The 14,933-nt window shown below is 74.7% G+C and carries 10 protein-coding genes and 1 pseudogene; 5 read left to right on the top strand and 6 right to left on the bottom strand.

Annotated features, from left to right (window positions below; all coding sequences use genetic code 11):
* Positions 1-72: 72 nt before the first annotated feature.
* From ACFYWL_RS22540 to ACFYWL_RS22530, 3 genes are read right to left on the bottom strand one after another with little or no spacing between them, the layout of a single operon-like run.
* Complete coding sequence (locus ACFYWL_RS22540; protein WP_386975707.1) at positions 73-1,533, bottom strand: hypothetical protein; 1,461 nt, start codon at positions 1,531-1,533, stop codon at positions 73-75.
* A 7-nt stretch (positions 1,534-1,540) separates the two neighbouring features.
* A complete protein-coding gene (locus tag ACFYWL_RS22535) occupies positions 1,541-2,203 on the bottom strand; it encodes a hypothetical protein (RefSeq protein ID WP_386975705.1) in 663 nt (220 codons plus the stop codon).
* A 46-nt stretch (positions 2,204-2,249) separates the two neighbouring features.
* A complete protein-coding gene (locus ACFYWL_RS22530; protein ID WP_386975703.1) occupies positions 2,250-2,732 on the bottom strand; it encodes an SRPBCC family protein in 483 nt (160 codons plus the stop codon).
* 57 nt (positions 2,733-2,789) lie between these two features.
* Between ACFYWL_RS22530 and ACFYWL_RS22525 the strand changes: the two genes are divergently transcribed.
* The gene (locus tag ACFYWL_RS22525; protein ID WP_386975701.1) at positions 2,790-3,287 is read left to right on the top strand and encodes a winged helix-turn-helix domain-containing protein; all 498 of its coding nucleotides are present in this window, start codon (positions 2,790-2,792) and stop codon (positions 3,285-3,287) included.
* Between the two features lie 115 nt (positions 3,288-3,402).
* On the opposite strand, the gene ACFYWL_RS22520 is transcribed toward ACFYWL_RS22525, so the two are convergent.
* Complete coding sequence (locus ACFYWL_RS22520; protein ID WP_386975700.1) at positions 3,403-7,755, bottom strand: S8 family serine peptidase; 4,353 nt, start codon at positions 7,753-7,755, stop codon at positions 3,403-3,405.
* Positions 7,756-8,089: 334 nt separating this feature from the next.
* Between ACFYWL_RS22520 and ACFYWL_RS22515 the strand changes: the two genes are divergently transcribed.
* From ACFYWL_RS22515 to ACFYWL_RS22505, 3 genes are read left to right on the top strand one after another with little or no spacing between them, the layout of a single operon-like run.
* Positions 8,090-8,632, top strand: a complete 543-nt coding sequence (locus ACFYWL_RS22515) for a winged helix-turn-helix domain-containing protein (RefSeq protein WP_386975698.1) — start codon at positions 8,090-8,092, stop codon at positions 8,630-8,632.
* A gap of 32 nt (positions 8,633-8,664) precedes the next feature.
* Complete coding sequence (locus ACFYWL_RS22510) at positions 8,665-11,322, top strand: LuxR C-terminal-related transcriptional regulator (protein ID WP_386975696.1); 2,658 nt, start codon at positions 8,665-8,667, stop codon at positions 11,320-11,322.
* Positions 11,323-11,352: 30 nt separating this feature from the next.
* Positions 11,353-12,150, top strand: a complete 798-nt coding sequence (locus ACFYWL_RS22505) for a BTAD domain-containing putative transcriptional regulator (RefSeq protein ID WP_386975694.1) — start codon at positions 11,353-11,355, stop codon at positions 12,148-12,150.
* Between the two features lie 53 nt (positions 12,151-12,203).
* Here the strand turns inward: ACFYWL_RS22505 and ACFYWL_RS22500 are convergent, their stop codons facing one another.
* Together ACFYWL_RS22500 and ACFYWL_RS22495 are read right to left on the bottom strand one after the other, a co-directional pair.
* Complete coding sequence (locus ACFYWL_RS22500) at positions 12,204-13,484, bottom strand: S1 family peptidase (protein WP_386975692.1); 1,281 nt, start codon at positions 13,482-13,484, stop codon at positions 12,204-12,206.
* A gap of 110 nt (positions 13,485-13,594) precedes the next feature.
* A complete protein-coding gene (locus tag ACFYWL_RS22495) occupies positions 13,595-14,233 on the bottom strand; it encodes a M23 family metallopeptidase (protein WP_386975690.1) in 639 nt (212 codons plus the stop codon).
* 402 nt (positions 14,234-14,635) lie between these two features.
* Between ACFYWL_RS22495 and ACFYWL_RS22490 the strand changes: the two are divergent.
* Positions 14,636-14,933, top strand: a pseudogene (locus ACFYWL_RS22490) (glycoside hydrolase); the annotation flags it as partial.

Genomic DNA, 14,933 nt, shown 5'->3' with positions numbered 1-14,933 from the left:
ATGATGGCACGCCCGCGCCAGGCGGCGGCCCGTGCGCGCCGGTGGGCGGCCGGCGGCGCGCCGGTGGGGCGGTCAGCGGGGCGGGCGTCCGCAGACCGCCACGTCCGGCACGACCTCCTCGGCGTCGTGGACGGTGGTGCTCCACCGGGGGCCGGCCTGCGCCGGGATCGGGCCGATCGCGGTGGCCCGGTGCGGCGTCAGCAGGCTGAGGAACTTGTTGAGGACCCGCACGACCGGTTCCAGGATGCGGTAGCCGACGCCGAAGGCGGCCCGCACGCCGATGCCCACGCCCCGGCACTGGGCGTACGGGGCGCCGAGGGCCGAGCCGAGCGTCGACCCGTACGAGGTGACCAGCTCGAAGTAGACGCCGGCGGTGAACAGGAAGGCGCTGATCCCGACGGTGAACCGGACGCCGTGCCGGATGACCAGGCCCATCACGCCGACGGGCACGCCGGTGAGCGAGTTGAGCAGGCTCGACCTGCGCTGGACCCGCTTGGTGATCCGGGGGCCGGCGACGCCGTCGGCGTAGCCGAAGCCGAGCGAGCCGGCGAGGGCGAACTCGCCCGAGCCCTTGACGGTGCCCAGCTTCGCGCCGAACGCGGTGGTGACCGAAAGCGTCTGGCCGATCGTGAAGGAGAGCGGGATCCCGAGGATCTGCCCGATGGGGAAGGTGATGTCCACCGGGACGGGAAACGACCTGCTGTGGTTGCGGCCGTCCCGGATGCCGCCCTCGAAGTCGACCTTGATGCCGAAGCCGCCGCCGATCTCCAGCTCGGCGCGGGTCACGGCGCCGCCGCCGATGGCGAGGTGGAAGGTGGCGTCGGGGCGGCTGAAGGTGAGCGTCACGGTGCCGACGAGGCGGACGTTCCCGTCGTCGTAGGTGAAGTGGACGCCGACGCCGTCGGTGCAGCAGGTCGAGTAGACGTGGTAGCCGTGGACCGTGGCGGCGGCGTCTCCGCCGCGCTGCGGTGGCGGCTGCACCGGTTGCTCGGCGGGCGCGCGGGCCGCCGGCCGGCGCAGGGGCGCGCTGCGCCCGTAGGTGCTCGGCGGCGGTGGTGCGGCGTCGGCCCAGGACGCCGCGCCGGCCGGGTAGACGATCGGGTCGGCGAGGGCGACGCCGCTGCGGGCGAAGGTGCCGTCCCGGACGACCTCGGTGATGTCGACCGGGCCGATCGTCACGAGCAGGTCGTCGCCGTCGGGGGCGACGTCCAGCACCCGGCCCACGCCGCGTCCGGTGACGAACATGACCTTGCCGGGGGCGAGGGCGTCGGCGTTGCGGGCCCGCCGGTCGAGACGCCAGGTGAGGCCGTCGGCGGTGACCGAGCGCACCGACCGGCCGCCCCCGCCGACGAGCACCACGTCCGGCTGGAGGGTGACGCCGGGCTCGGGGGCCGGCGTCGCGCCGTACCGCAGGTCGTCCGCGCCGGCCGCCGGGTCCGCCGGGCGGGCCGCCGGCTGCCGGTCGGCGCAGCCGGCGAGCACCAGCAGGGCCACCACGACGGCGGCCAGCGCGCGGCGCGGGCGCGGGCGCATCCGAGCCTCAGAGCCGGGCGGCGACGGTACGGGCGAGGGACTCCAACGGCCGGCGGTTCTCCTCGGGGTCGTTGAGCCGCACCAGCCGGACGGCCACCCACCTGCCGGAGGCGTTGACGAAGAACGAGTCGGCTGTCGCGTACGCCTCGTCGCCGACTCCGGGCAGCGCCCGCGTCTCGTGCCCGAGCGTCCGCTCGATGTCGAGGTACTTCTTCGCGCCGTCGCCGACGAAGACCTCGACCTGGGCGGTCGGGCCGTCGACCGGCGCGGTGTAGGTGCAGGTGTCCCCGACCGGCTTGCCGTCGTCCAGTCCGAGGCCGGCCAGCTTCTCGGCCTCGGGCTTGCGCACCAGGGCGCAGGGGTCGGGCAGGGCGACCGCGTCGTCCGCGGGCTGCGGCGACTGCCCATCGGTCGGGTCGGTCGCCTCGCCGGGCTGTGCAGCGGTGGGGGCGGGTGCCCCGCCGGGCTGCGACGAGGCCGCCGGGGCCGGGCGGTCGTCGGCGTCGTCCTGGCCGAAGGAGATCGGCCCGGCCAGCTGGCCACAGGCGGCGGGGGTGAGCAGGGCGAGCAGCGACAGCAGTGCCACCGGCCGGATCGCTGCGCCGCCCCGGTGTGGTGCCGGGCGGGGCGGGCTGTCGGTGCGGGCCGGGGTGCGCGGGTGACGGAGCATGCCCTGACGGTAGGGCGGCGCGCCCGCCCGGCAATCGGGTGTTTCCCTACGCGACGACGTCGTCGGCGCAGGACCCGTCGACGGGCTGCCGGGCCGCCATGCGGCGGGTCAGCTCGGCCGCCCGGTACGCGGCGACCTCGCGCGCCTTCGCCGCCACGAACCGCCGCAGCGGCACCGGGGCCTCGGCGATCACCCCTTCCCGCACCCGGGTGCCGCCCGCCACGGCGGCCAGGTCCACCACCGCCCGCAGCGACACCCGGCCGGGGCTGCGCACCTCGCTGACCAGTTGCTCGCCCGGCCGGGTCGCCACCATCCGTACCCGGATCGGGTTGTCCCACCGCACCGGCCCGACCAGCCGGAACCGCTCGACGGCGACGTAGCGGGCGACCGCCCGGCCCTGCGCGTCGTGGCCGGCGCGCACGTCGCGCACCGCCACGATCAGCGGCGACAGACCGACGTAGCTGAACGGGTCGGACACCTGCCACGCCCAGCCGGCGTCACCCTCGGGAAGGGACGTTGCCGCAGGCATCGACGCACATTATTATGTCAACGCCGTTCCGCGAGCGAATGGACGGGGAGGGCGGAGATGAGCGGGATACCCTCCCTGGCCATCGGCATCGCCTCCTCGGCATCGCACCGCCGTCGCCTCGCCGAGCTGTTCGGCGGGTCCGAGGCGTTCCTGATCGTCTCCAGCGTCGACCAGGCGCGGCGGTTCCTCGGCGTGGCCGGCGAGCCCGCCGTCCCGCCCGCCGAGGCGGCGGCCCACCGGGTCGTGGTCGCCGCCGGTGCGCCGACGGCCACCGCGCTGAGCATCGACTCCGACCGCCGGGTGCTGCGGTGGCGCAACCGCGAGATCGGGCTGACCCCGCTGGAGCACGACCTGCTGCGCTGCCTGGTGGGCACGCCCGGGCACACCTGGACCCACCGGCGGCTGCACCGCGAGGTGTGGGGCACCGAGCGCCTGGGCCGCGGCTCCGACCTGCACTCGGTGGTGCGCAGGGTGCGGCGCAAGCTGGCCCGGCTGGGCGTGCCGGCGACCATCGACGCGGTCCGGGGGGTCGGGTTCCGGCTGGCCGTGCCCTAGCCCCTCCCGCCGCCGGCACGAGCCCTCGAACACGCCCTGCCCACGCCGGGCCCCGGGCGGCCGGCCCGCCCGCAGGACGCCCGCGGCCCGGGGCTGTCCCGTCAGCCGTCGACGGTCAGCAGCGGATCGGCGTCAACGCGAAGTTCTCCACGGTGGGCGTGCTGGTGTTGATCTTCGTCTGGCGGGTCTGCGGCTTCCAGCCGTCCTTCGCGACGATCAACGTCAGCGGGTTGTTCCGCTTGTCCAGCCAGTACGCGTACCGGCCCTGGTCGTCGGTGGCGAACGTCCACGACATCGCCCAGGAGTCGACCTGGACCACCGCCCCGGGGATCGGCGCGCCGACGCCCTGGCAACTCGTCCCGGTCACCGTGCCCAGCAGCTTGCCCCAGGTGTTCGGCGGCTGCGCGGTCATCGTGACCGACACCGGCGCGACCGTGTACGGGGTGTTCTCGGTGATCACCACCGACGCCGTGTACGTGCCCGGCTGGTCGACGGTGGCCGAGATCCCGACGGTGACCGTGACCTTCTCGCCCGGCGCCAGCGTGGCCGCCGTCTTGTCGATCGTCAGCCAGCTGACGTCCGCGGCGGCCTCGGCGCACTCGCCGAAGCCGGGCAGCGCCTCGCTGTCCGCCGTCGCCGTGAAGCCGCCCGAGGAGCCGCCGACCTTGTAGAAGCCGCACGCCGCGCCGCCCCGGTACCGGGCGGTGTTGGCGTTCGGCAGGGCCGACCACGAGTTGCCCGCCGGGTCGTAGGCGAAGCCGGCGTTGGTGATCGCCCCGCCCTGCGAGCCGCCGACGACCAGCAGCTTGCCGTTGGCCACGGCGAACGAGCTGGCCCAGTTGTCGGCCGGCGCGTCGGCGATCGCGGTCCAGGCGTTGGTGCCCGGGTCGAAGGCGTAGCCGGCCTTCTGCGCGACGGAGCCGTCGTTGCCGCCGGTGCAGTAGACGACGCCGCCGATGCCGCCGCAGGACAGGAACGCCACCGACTTCGGGTAGTCGGGCAGGGTCTCCCAGGTGTCGCCGGCCGGGTCGTACCGGACGACGTCGTTCGACATCGGCGTGCAGTTCGCCGTCGTGCAGCCGCCGACCGCGTACAGCTTGCCGTCGGCGACGGCCTGGCCGGCGGCGGCACGGGGCGCCGGGTTGTTCGCCTTCTTCGTCCAGGTGTTGGCCGCCGGGTCGTACGACCAGGTGGCGGCGTCGGGGCCGGACGCGCCCCAGCCGCCGGTCACGATGATCTTCCCGTCGACGACGCCGGCCGTGACGGCGTTGCGCGCGCCCGGCAGGTCGGCGATCGACGTCCAGGTCTGGGCGATGGGGTCGTAGGCGTAGTTCTTCGCCGACGACGCGGTGCCGTTGCCGCCGGCGATCGAGTACACCTTGCCGTCCAGGCTGACCACCCGGTTGTCCATGATGTTGGCCGGGAAGTCGGTGACGTCCGTCCAGGGCGCGGCCTGCGGGCCGGCCGGGGCGGGAGCCGCCGCGGCGGCCATGCCGGACGCCCGCGCGGCCAGCGACGTGGCGGCCGTGATCCGCTGCTCCGGGGCCCCCTCGGCGGCGAGGATCTGCCGCTGGGTCACCCGGGAACCGTCGGCCCGCAGCAACTCGAAGCCGCCGTCGCGCTCGCCGAAGCGGACGTCGACGGGGGCCCCGCCCGTGTTGGTCACCGTGAAGGTCTTGGCGACGGTGCCGGTGGGCATCCGCACGGTGCCGCTGACCGCCGCCGGCTGCACGGACAGCCGGCCCGCCGCGAGCTTGAAGGTCGCGGTGGTGGCCCAGTCGGCCTCGACGGTGACCTGCTTGCCCTGGCTGGTGTAGCCGCCGGCCTTGGCGGTGAACCGGTGCGCGCCGGTCAGCGAGGAGAACAGCCAGTAGAAGCCGTCGGGCAGTTCGGTGTCGTCGGGGGTGGCGACGGTGGTGGCCGTCTCGGCCGGCCGGTCGTCGCTGGTGACGGTCGCGCCGTTGACGTACCCGTTGTCGTTGGCGTCGCGCACGTGGCCGAGCACCAGGCCGCCGTCGGTCGGCGCGCAGGTGACCTCGCTGCCGATCAGCACGTTGTCGACCTGCCACCACCACTCCCAGGTGGCGTCGTAGTAGTGGAACCGGACCTGCACCCGGGACTTGCCCGCCGCCTGCGGGATCGCGATCTCGGTGACCTTGGGCCCGCGCACGTCCGCCGCCTGCCGCAGCACGTTGGTCCAGGTCTCGCCGCCGTCGATGCTGAGGTCGACGTCGGCGCGCTCGGAGCTGACCCAGTTGAGGTCCTGGTTGAACCGGATCACCGGCGCGGCGACGTCGGTCAGGTCGACGACCGGGCTGACCAGCGAGGTGTCCTGCCTCCCGCCGCTGCCGTAGTCGTCGCTGTCGACGATCGCGAAGCCGCCCGTGCCGCCGGTGAGGTTGCCCCGGTCGCCCGTGTCGGTGAACTGCCACCCCTGGCCGGTGCCGGCGTTGTCCACCACCGACCAGCCGGCCGGGGCGCGGTCGCCGTCGAACGTCTCGTACACCCCGTCGGAGCCGTACCCGTAGCCGGGCGCGGTGGTGCAGGCGGCCGGGTCAACGGTGACGGCGACGTTCTGGGTCTTGTTGCCGGAGCCGACCACGACCTCGCGGGTCACGGTCTGGTAGCCCGGGTACTGCGGCTCCACCTTCAGCTTGTACGTGGCCGAGGCGGGCAGGGTGAGGCTGTAGCGGCCGTTGCCGGGCGCGGTGTAGTCGGACACCGGCAGGCCCTCGACGCTGACCTTGGCGTACACCGGCCAGCCGTGGCCGGAGCCGTCGGTGACCGAGCCGCTGACGGTGACCGACGGCACCGCCATCAGGGCGACGTCGAGCGTCGTGGTCGCGGCGGCGCGGACCGTGGCGGGCAGCGTCCGGGCGGCGTAGCCGAACGCGGTCACGGTGACCTGGTAGTCACCGGCGGGGAGCAGGGACGAGTACGTGCCGTCGGCGCCGGTGGTGAGCTGCCGGGCGGCCGGGCCGGTGAGGGCGACCGTGGCGCCGGGGACCGGAGCGCCGGTGGCCGCGTTGGTGACCGTGCCGGCGAGGGTGCCGGTCTCCCCGATCGGGGCGGCGTCGAGCAGCGCGAGGGCGTCGAGGCGGCCCTCGCCGTAGACGTTGTTGTCGTCGGCGGTGCCGCCGCACTGGGCGTCGGCGGTGTCGATCGCCGAGTCGTCCAGCAGGGCGCGGGTGGCCGCGACGTCGCCGACCAGCGCGGGCGCGGCCGACCACAGCAGCGCGACCGCGCCCGCGAGGTGCGGCGAGGCCATGGAGGTGCCGCTGAGGCTGCCGTAGCCGCCGCCGGGGATGCTGGACCGGACGTTGACGCCGGGCGCGGAGATGTCGGGCTTGACGGCCCCGCCCTGGCCGGCGCCCCGGGCCGAGAAGCTGGCGATGGTGTTGTTGACGTCGTACGCGCCGGTGGAGTAGTTGCTGGACCGGCTGCCCGGCGAGCCGCTGGTCTGGCAGGACGGGCCGCTGTTGCCGTTGGACCAGGCGCCGAAGATGCCCGACGCGGCCCAGGCGAGCGTCACGTCCTCCATGAACGGGTCGTTGGAGGGCAGCCGGGTGCCCCACGAGTTGTTGATGACGTGGGGCCGCTTGCTGGCGTCGGGGTTCTCGCCGTCGAGGTCGGTGGGTTCGAGCATCCACTGGCCGGAGGCGATCAGCGCCGCGTCGGTCGGGCAGCAGCCGTTGGCCGCGATCCACCGGACGCCGGGCGCGACGCCGATCTGGTTGGCGCCGTCGGCGCCGGCCATCGTGCCCATCGTGTGGGTGCCGTGGCCGTCGCCGTCGCAGGGGGCGGCGGCGCAGTCGCCGGCCGCGTCGAACCAGTTGTAGTTGTGGTCGAAGGTGCCGTCGCCGTTGTTGCCCCGGTAGGACCGCACCAGCGCCGGGTGGTCGAACTGCACGCCGGAGTCGATGCTCGCCACCGTGATGCCGGCGCCGGTGACGCCGTAGCGCGACCAGACGTCGTCGGCGTTGATGTTGGCGATGCCCCACTCCAGGGCGTTGGCCGTCTTCTCGTCGGCGCCCTTCGTGACCTCGGGCAGCGCGTAGGCGACCGGGGCGTAGATGCCGTCGACCTCGGCGCGCGCGGCGAGGCTCTGCGCCATCGTGAGGGAGCCGCTGCTGACCTTGATGGCGTTGGTCGCCCAGAAGCTCTGGTACTTCGCGCCCGCGCCGTCGAGTTCGGCGCGGACCTTGGCCTGGCTGTCGGCGGCGGTGCGGCGCAGCGCGTCCGCCACGGCAGCGCCCCGCTTGGTCCAGTCGGTGATCGCGCCGGCCTTGCTCAGGTCCGCCCGGGCCCCGAAGTGGATCCAGAAGTCACTCTCGGTCTTGGTCTGGAGCTGCTTGACCAGTTCGGGCCGGATCTTGTCCGCGGGCGTCCCGCCCGGCGCGGCCTGCGCGCCGGGGGCGGTCGTGACCAGGGCCGTCGCGGCGAGGGCGAGCGCCGCACCGGCGCTCACCAGGCGCCTGACCGGGCCTCTGGGGTGTGGACGTCTCAGCATCGGTGCTGCCTCCTGCAAAACGACCCGCGGTTGGTCGGGCCGTGACAGGGGTACAACGACCGTGCCTCCCCTCTGGACGCACCGGTACGTGCGGCCCCCAGGCCCGCCAGACGCCGTGCGGGTCACGCCGGTCGCCTGTGGGCAAACTATGATCGACAAAGATGAAGGATCAAGCACGCGACGTAAGCAACTCGTCGCTAGGAGCGGCCCACCCGGTGGCAGTGGCTGCCCGTCGCTGTCACCGCGCTGACAGACTCGGGCAGCGGCCGTCGGGCGCGTCCGGGTGGGCGCGGTGAGCGGCGGCGACGGGAGCACGCCGCCGGGCCCCCTCGACGAGGCGGGGCCGCCGATCCCGCTGGTGATCGCGGTGACCCCGTCGCCGGCCGAGCGGATCCGGCTCGCCGAACGCCTCGACGGCATCGCGCCCCTGCTGCTGGTGGCCGACCTCGACGAGTTGCGCCGGCTGATCGCGACGCCGCAGCCGCCGCCCGCCGCCGGGCGTCCGGCCCCCGACCCGGGCCCGGACGACACGCTGCGGATCGACCCGGCCCGCTCCACGGCCCGCTATGGCGAGCGCGAGGTCTTCCTCACCCGGCTCGAACGCGACCTGCTGACCCGCCTGACCAGCGAGCCGGTCCGGGTCTGGAGCTACGCCGAGCTGCACCGCACGGTCTGGCAGGACGAGGGGCGTCAGCGCACGGCCGGCGCGCAGTCCCTGGTGAAGCGGCTGCGCCGCAAGCTCGACCAGCTCGGCACCGGCGTCACCGTCGTCGCGGTACGGGGCGTCGGGTTCCGGCTGACCGACCACCGGCGGCCCCGGGTCGACGGCGGGTGAGTCCTCGGCCCGGGGCGTCGCATGATGGGGGCATGGCCGAACTCGTCGGGCGGGACGACCAGATCAGCATGCTCGGGGAACTGCTCAGCCACGCGCTGGAGGGGCGGGGCGGCGCGCTGGTGCTGCGCGGGGAGGCCGGGATCGGCAAGTCGGCCCTGCTGGAGCACGTGGTCCGTGCCGGACACGGGCGCGGGATGCGCGTGCTGGGCGTGACCGGCGTGCAGGCGGAGGGGCAGATCCCGTACGCCGGGCTCGACCACCTGCTGCGTCCGCTGCGTCCCGCTCCGATGACGGCGGACTCGCCGTACCGCCGGGCCGTCGAGATGCTGCACCTGCTCGGCGAGCCGGAGCAGCCCACGCTGCTCGCGGTCGAGGACGCGCACTGGCTCGACGCCGCGACCTGGGAGACCCTGACGTTCCTCGGCCGGCGGGTCGGGTCGGACCGGGTGGCCGTGGTCATGGCGGTGCGCGACGGCGAGGACGCCGACCGGCGGCTCACCAGGGCCGGGCTGCCCGAACTGCGGCTGGAGCCGCTGACCAGGGCGGACGCCGGGACGCTGCTGGACCGGACCGCGCCCCGGTTGGCCCCGCGGCTGCGGGCCCGGGTGCTGGACGAGGCCGCCGGAAACCCGCTGGGCATCGTGGAACTCGGCACGTCGGTCGCCCGGCTCGGCGACGACGCGCTGTCGCCGTCGACGCTGCCGCTGAGCACGCAGGTGGAGCGGACCTTCGGCGGGCTGGTCGCCGACCTGCCGCCGCCGACCCGGCGTCTGCTGCTGATCGCGGCGCTGAACGACGGGACCGGCCTGGACGAGATCCTGGCCGCCGCCGCGGTCCTCGCCGACGCCGACGTCTCCGCCGAGGCGATCCAGCCGGCGGTGACCGCCCGCCTGGTCGCCGTCGACGAACGGTACGAGCTGCGGTTCCGGCACCCGCTGCTGCGCTCGGCGCTGCGCCAGCAGGCCGCGCCCGCGGACCGTCGCCGCGTGCACGCGGCGCTGGCCGCGGTGCTGTCCGCCAGCCCGCAGCGCCAGCTCTGGCACCGGGCCTCGGCCGCGGCGGGCCCCGACGAGAGGCTGGCCCGGGAGCTCACCGACGTGGCCATCGCCGCCGCGCCGCGCCAGGCGCCGCTCGCGCTGGCCGCGCTCACCCGGGCCGTCCAGCTCAGCCAGGACCCGGCCGCGCGCGGCCACCGGCAGGTTTCGAGCGCCCTGGTGGCGCACGAGCAGGGTGACCCGCACACCGTGCGGCGGCTGATCGACGAGATCGACGAGAACGCCCTGCGGCCGGCCGACCACGCCCGGCTGACCTGGCTGCGCGAGACGTACCTCCCGGTCGCCTGGTCCGGGCCGGAACGGCTGCTGACCTACGCCGACCTGATCGACAGGATGCGCCGCGACGGCGACCCCGAACGCGCCCTCCAGGCGCTGAACGACCTGGCGCTGCGCGTCTACTACTCCAACGTGCCGGCGCACGTCCGCGACCGGTTCACCGAGGTCACGCTCGCGCTCGGGGCGATCGACGACGACCCGCGCGTGCCCGGGATCATGCTGCTGATCGCACCGGTCGAGCACGGCGTCGCCGCGCTGCGGCGGCTGGAGCGCCTGGCGCACCGGATGGACCTGCCACCGGCCCTGCGCAGCGACCTGGCGATCGCCGCCTGGGCCATCGGCGCGTTCGACCTCGCCGGGACGTTCGCGCTGTCCGCCGCGGCCGAGCTGCGCGCACAGGGTCGGATCGGCGTCCTCTCCCAGGCGCTCAACGCCGCCGCGTCGGCGTACGCGGCGCTGGGCGACACCCGGGCCGCCGTGCCGCTGGCCGCCGAGTGCATCGGCCTGGCGGAGGAGACCGGGCTGCCGATGTGGGCGCTGGGCGGCGGCCTCACCATGGGCCTGGCCGAGGCGCTGCGGGGCGACGTCGCCGCGGCCCACGGCCGGGCCGAGGCCGCCGAGCAGGCGCTCTCCGCCGGCCGGCGGCTGCCGATGCTGGCCCTCGTGCAGCGCATCCGGGGCGTCGCCGCGCTCGCCGAGGGCTACCCGGACGACGCGTTCCGGCAACTCATGCGGATCTTCGACCCGGCGGACAGCGCCTACTTCCCCGGCCACCAACTGCTCGTGCTCGGGCACCTGGCCGAGGCGGCCCTGCTCGGCGGCTTCCAGGACGAGCTGCGCCCGGTGGTCCGCGGCCTGGAGCCGGTCGCCGCAGGCACCGGGTCGCCCTCCCTGCGGGTCGGCCTCGGCTACGCCCGCGCGGTGCTCGACGGGGACTACCCGGCCGCGCTGGCCGAGGACCTGACCGGCTGGCCGTTCGACCGGGCCCGGCTCCAGCTCGCGCACGGCACGGCGCTGCGGCGGGCGCACCGGATCACGGAGAGCCGGCCGCCGCTGCGGGCCGCCGCGGCCACCTTCGACGCGCTCGGCGTCACCCCGTGGGCCGAGCGGGCCCGGGCGGAGCTGCGGGCCACGGGCGAGACGCGGCGGCGGCCGAGGGACGCGTTGACCGCCCTCACCCCGCAGGAACAGCAGATCGCCCGGCTGGCCGCGGAGGGGCTGAGCAACCGGGAGATCGGCGCGCAGCTGTTCCTGTCCCCCCGGACGGTCAGCACCCACCTGTACCGGATCTACCCGAAGATCCACGTCAAGTCGCGGGCGGAGCTGGCCCGCGTCATTACGTCATCCGACGTACGCTGAGCACCCGGCGGGCTACCTAACGTGAAGCGCATGCCTGTTTCGCACAGTGTCGATCCGCGTCGCCCGGCGACCCAGCTGCGGATCCTCGGCCCGCTGCGGGTCCGGCGCGGCGACGCCGAGGTGGACGCCGGGCCGCCGCAGCAACGCTGCCTGCTGGCGCTCCTGCTCGCCCGCGCGGGCCACCCGATCAGCACGCACGAGCTGATCGACCTGCTCTGGGGTCCGGACGCGCCGACGAGCGCGGTGAACACCATCCACAAGTACGTCGGTGGGCTCCGCCGCCTGCTCGAACCCGGCCTGCCGCCGCGCGCCCCGGGCGCCTACCTGCCCCGGCACGGCAACGGATACCGCTTCGCGGCCGGGCCGGAGGCGCTCGACCTCGTCCTGTTCCGGCGGACCGTCGCCGAGGCGCGGGCGCACGTGCAGGGCGGCGAGCCGGACCGGGCGCTCGACCGGTACGCCGAGGCGCTGCGGCTCGGCCACGGCCCCGCCGGCGACGGCCTGGCCGGCACCCCGGCGGCCCGGGCCACGTTCGCGCGCCTCGACGGCGAGTTCACCGACGCCGCCCTCGACGCCGCCGGGATCGCGGTCCGGTTGCGCCGGCCGGCGGTGGTGCTGGCGTCGCTGCGCCGCGCGGCCGAGCGGGACCCGTTCGACGAGCGTGTCCAGGCGGGCCTGGTGACGACGCTCGCCGCCGCCGGCCGCCAGGCGGAGGCCCTGGCGGCGTACCGCTCGGTCCGCGAGCGGCTCGCCGACGAGCTGGGCATCGACCCGGGACCGGACCTGCGGGAGGCGCACCGCCGGGTGCTGACCCAGGCCGGGCCGTAGCCAGGCGCCGGGCGCTGGCTACGGCCCTCCCGCCGGTCGGCGGGGCCGGTCGGTCAGGCCGCCGAGTTCACGTTGAAGGTGATGCCGGAGTACGAGCGCGCGGTGTCGAAGACCTTCGACAGCGGCGAGTAGTACGACCGCGTGGTGCAGGTGCCGTTGCTGTTGCTGCCGCCGTGCAGGATGCCGTAGGCCATGTGGTCGGCCTCGCTGAAGAGCGGGCCGCCGCTGTCCCCGCTCTTCGTGCAGATGTCCGTGATCATTCCGCCGTCCTTCGTCAGGACCGTGCCGCACCTCGTGTTGTTGGACGTCTGACCGGTGTGGCAGGCCACCCAGCCGACCTCGATCTGGGCGTAGCTGTACATTCCGACGATCGGGAACTCCTTGCTCCCCCGGGAGTTGAACACCGTGTTGCGCGGATTCACCACCCAGTAACTGACGTACTCGAAGCCGTTCATCACCACGTACGGCATGATGGCCCCGTCGTAGGGGTAGTTGCGGCTGACGTAGGTCGGGTAGTTGTAGCGGCCGACGTACAGGCCCGCGTGCCTGGAGTAGTAGCCCTCCCCGTCCTCGCTGCAGTGCCCCGCCGTGACCGTGTACTGCCAGCCGTCCGAGCCGTGCACGTTGAAGCCGTTGGTGCAGGTCCACTTCGGATTCTTGTTGAAGTCGAGCATGTCCAGCCGCAGCCCGCCGCGCATCGGCGCCTCACAGTTCTGGATCGCGCAGGCCTGCGGGACGGGGGTCGGCGAGTCGACCACCGCGACGCCCAGGTCGCCGGCCAGCGCGAGCCGGCTGGCCGAACCGCGCACGGCGTCCGCCGCCCGATGGTGCAGCTCGACCCGGTTGCGCTGCGCGTTGATCACCGGCTCCTGCTCGGGCGTGAGCCCCAGCCGGGCGCTGGCCTCTCGCGCCCTGGCGTCGAGGTCCCGCAGCGAGTGCCGCACCCCGACGACGCGGATGTGCTGCCGGTCCGGGACCGCGCCCAGCGCGGGGGCCAGTTTTCCGGCGGCGGTGCTGGCGACGTAGAGCACGCCCCCGTTCTCCTGGTCGATCCAGGAGCCCGCGAACGTGTCGCCGTGCTCCCGGGCCAGCACGTCCTGCAACGCGCCGGCGGTCCGCTGCAACTCCAGCCGGCGCACCGCCTCCCGTACGCTGACGCCGTAGGTCCTGGTGAGATAGTCGACCGAGCCGGCGACGTCGGCCGGTTGCACCGGGGCCGACGGGGCCAGCCGGATGACGGGGGCCGCCGCCGCCGGCCCGGAAACGGTGAGAGATCCGGCGACGACGATCACGCTGACCGCCGCGGCCAGCCTCCAGTTGGTTGTCCTTCGCACCTGAGTCGCGTCCCTTCGCCTCGTGACGCCCTTTCGCGTCTGCGGCCCAGACGCTGCCAGCCGGCTGTGGACGCGATCTGGACGACGAGTGGAAGGCGGGGCGCGGCCGGCTACGGCCGCTCGGCGGCGCAGTTGTTGCTCTTGCGGGTCACCGTGTATTCGGTGTCGTCGTGGGTGATCCCCGACGGCTCGCCGTCGAACCAGGTCTCGACCTTCTCCCAGCCCCGGCGCTGCTCGTAGTGCAGGTGCGGCGCGCCGGAGTTGCCGGTGCTGCCGACCCGCCCGATCTGCTCGCCCTGGGCGACCCGCTGGCCCTCGCGGACCAGCGGCGGTTCGAGCAGGTGCAGGTACTGCGTCTCCCACCGGCCGCCGTGGTCGATCTTCACCCAGTACCCGCCGCCCCGGCCGCGCGGGCCGTCCGGGTCGTCCGGGGTACGGCCACCCAGCGACCCGTTGATCCCGGCCACGGTCACCGTGCCGGCGGACGAGGCGAGCACCGGCCGCCCCCATGCCTCGCCCCGCTTGGGGAACAGGTCGACGTCGTAGTCGTCGTGCCCGGGATAGGTGCCGAGCTGCCACGTCTCGCCGCAGGCGACGGGGAGCTGGAACAGCGGGCGCGGGCCCGGTGGCCGCAGGAACTGCCAGGCGACCCCGGCGACGGCGAGGAGAGCGACGACCACCCCGAGCGCGAGGACGACGAGGGCGGCCCGGCGGCGCGGGCGGCGTCTGGTGGGGCGGCCGGTCGTCATCGTGCCGAGCATGGCAGACCCCGGCAACGCCGCCGGCCCCGGGTGCCGCGGCCCGGCGGGCGGCCCGCGCCGGGCCGTCGCCGAGACATCGATCCCCGTCTTGTCCGTGTTAACGGTAACACGTATCCTGCCTCTCAGGAGCGAAGGGCACGCTCCGCCGCCGCCACCGGGATCGCCGATCCGGGGCGGCAGAGCCGGAGCACCAGCCGGGAACCGAGCACGTCCGGCGTCCCCGTGGACGCCCGGGCCCGCTCCGACCCGTGACGTCGCAGCCCCTACCAGGGCCGACCGCGCCGCCCTTTCCGGGCGGACGCCGGTCGGCCGCCCCTGCGCTCATCCACCCCCGGGCAGGCACCCGTTCCGGGTGCGCTGCCCCCATCTCGGGAGGTCTCCGTGAAAACCCTGACCGGCACCAGACTCAGGCGCGGCGTCGCCTTCGTGGCGGCGCTGCTCTGCGTCTCGACGCTGTTCGCCGCTCCGGCGCGGGCGGACAACCCGATCGTGCAGACGATCTACACCGCCGACCCCGCCCCGATCGTCTACAACGGTCGGGTCTACCTCTACACCGGCCACGACGAGGACGGCTCCACGTACTTCACGATGAAGGACTGGCGGGTGTTCTCGTCGGCGGACATGGTGAACTGGACTGATCATGGTTCGCCGATGAGTCTGGCGACGTTCTCGTGGGCGGAGGCCGACG

Origin of the sequence: Micromonospora sp. NPDC002575, from assembly GCF_042889525.1 — a bacterium.
Classification (GTDB): domain Bacteria; phylum Actinomycetota; class Actinomycetes; order Mycobacteriales; family Micromonosporaceae; genus Micromonospora; species Micromonospora carbonacea.
Note: the sequence above shows the minus strand (reverse complement) of the source record. Positions and strands in the feature narration are given on the sequence as shown.

Bases quoted from the DNA above. Each gene is read 5' to 3' on its own strand.
- ACFYWL_RS22540 (WP_386975707.1), bottom strand. From the start codon at position 1,533: ATGCGCCCGCGCCCGCGCCGCGCGCTGGCCGCCGTCGTGGTGGCCCTG.
- ACFYWL_RS22535 (WP_386975705.1), bottom strand. From the start codon at position 2,203: ATGCTCCGTCACCCGCGCACCCCGGCCCGCACCGACAGCCCGCCCCGC.
- ACFYWL_RS22530 (WP_386975703.1), bottom strand. From the start codon at position 2,732: ATGCCTGCGGCAACGTCCCTTCCCGAGGGTGACGCCGGCTGGGCGTGG.
- ACFYWL_RS22525 (WP_386975701.1), top strand. From the start codon at position 2,790: ATGAGCGGGATACCCTCCCTGGCCATCGGCATCGCCTCCTCGGCATCG.
- ACFYWL_RS22510 (WP_386975696.1), top strand. From the start codon at position 8,665: ATGGCCGAACTCGTCGGGCGGGACGACCAGATCAGCATGCTCGGGGAA.
- ACFYWL_RS22505 (WP_386975694.1), top strand. From the start codon at position 11,353: ATGCCTGTTTCGCACAGTGTCGATCCGCGTCGCCCGGCGACCCAGCTG.
- ACFYWL_RS22495 (WP_386975690.1), bottom strand. From the start codon at position 14,233: ATGACGACCGGCCGCCCCACCAGACGCCGCCCGCGCCGCCGGGCCGCC.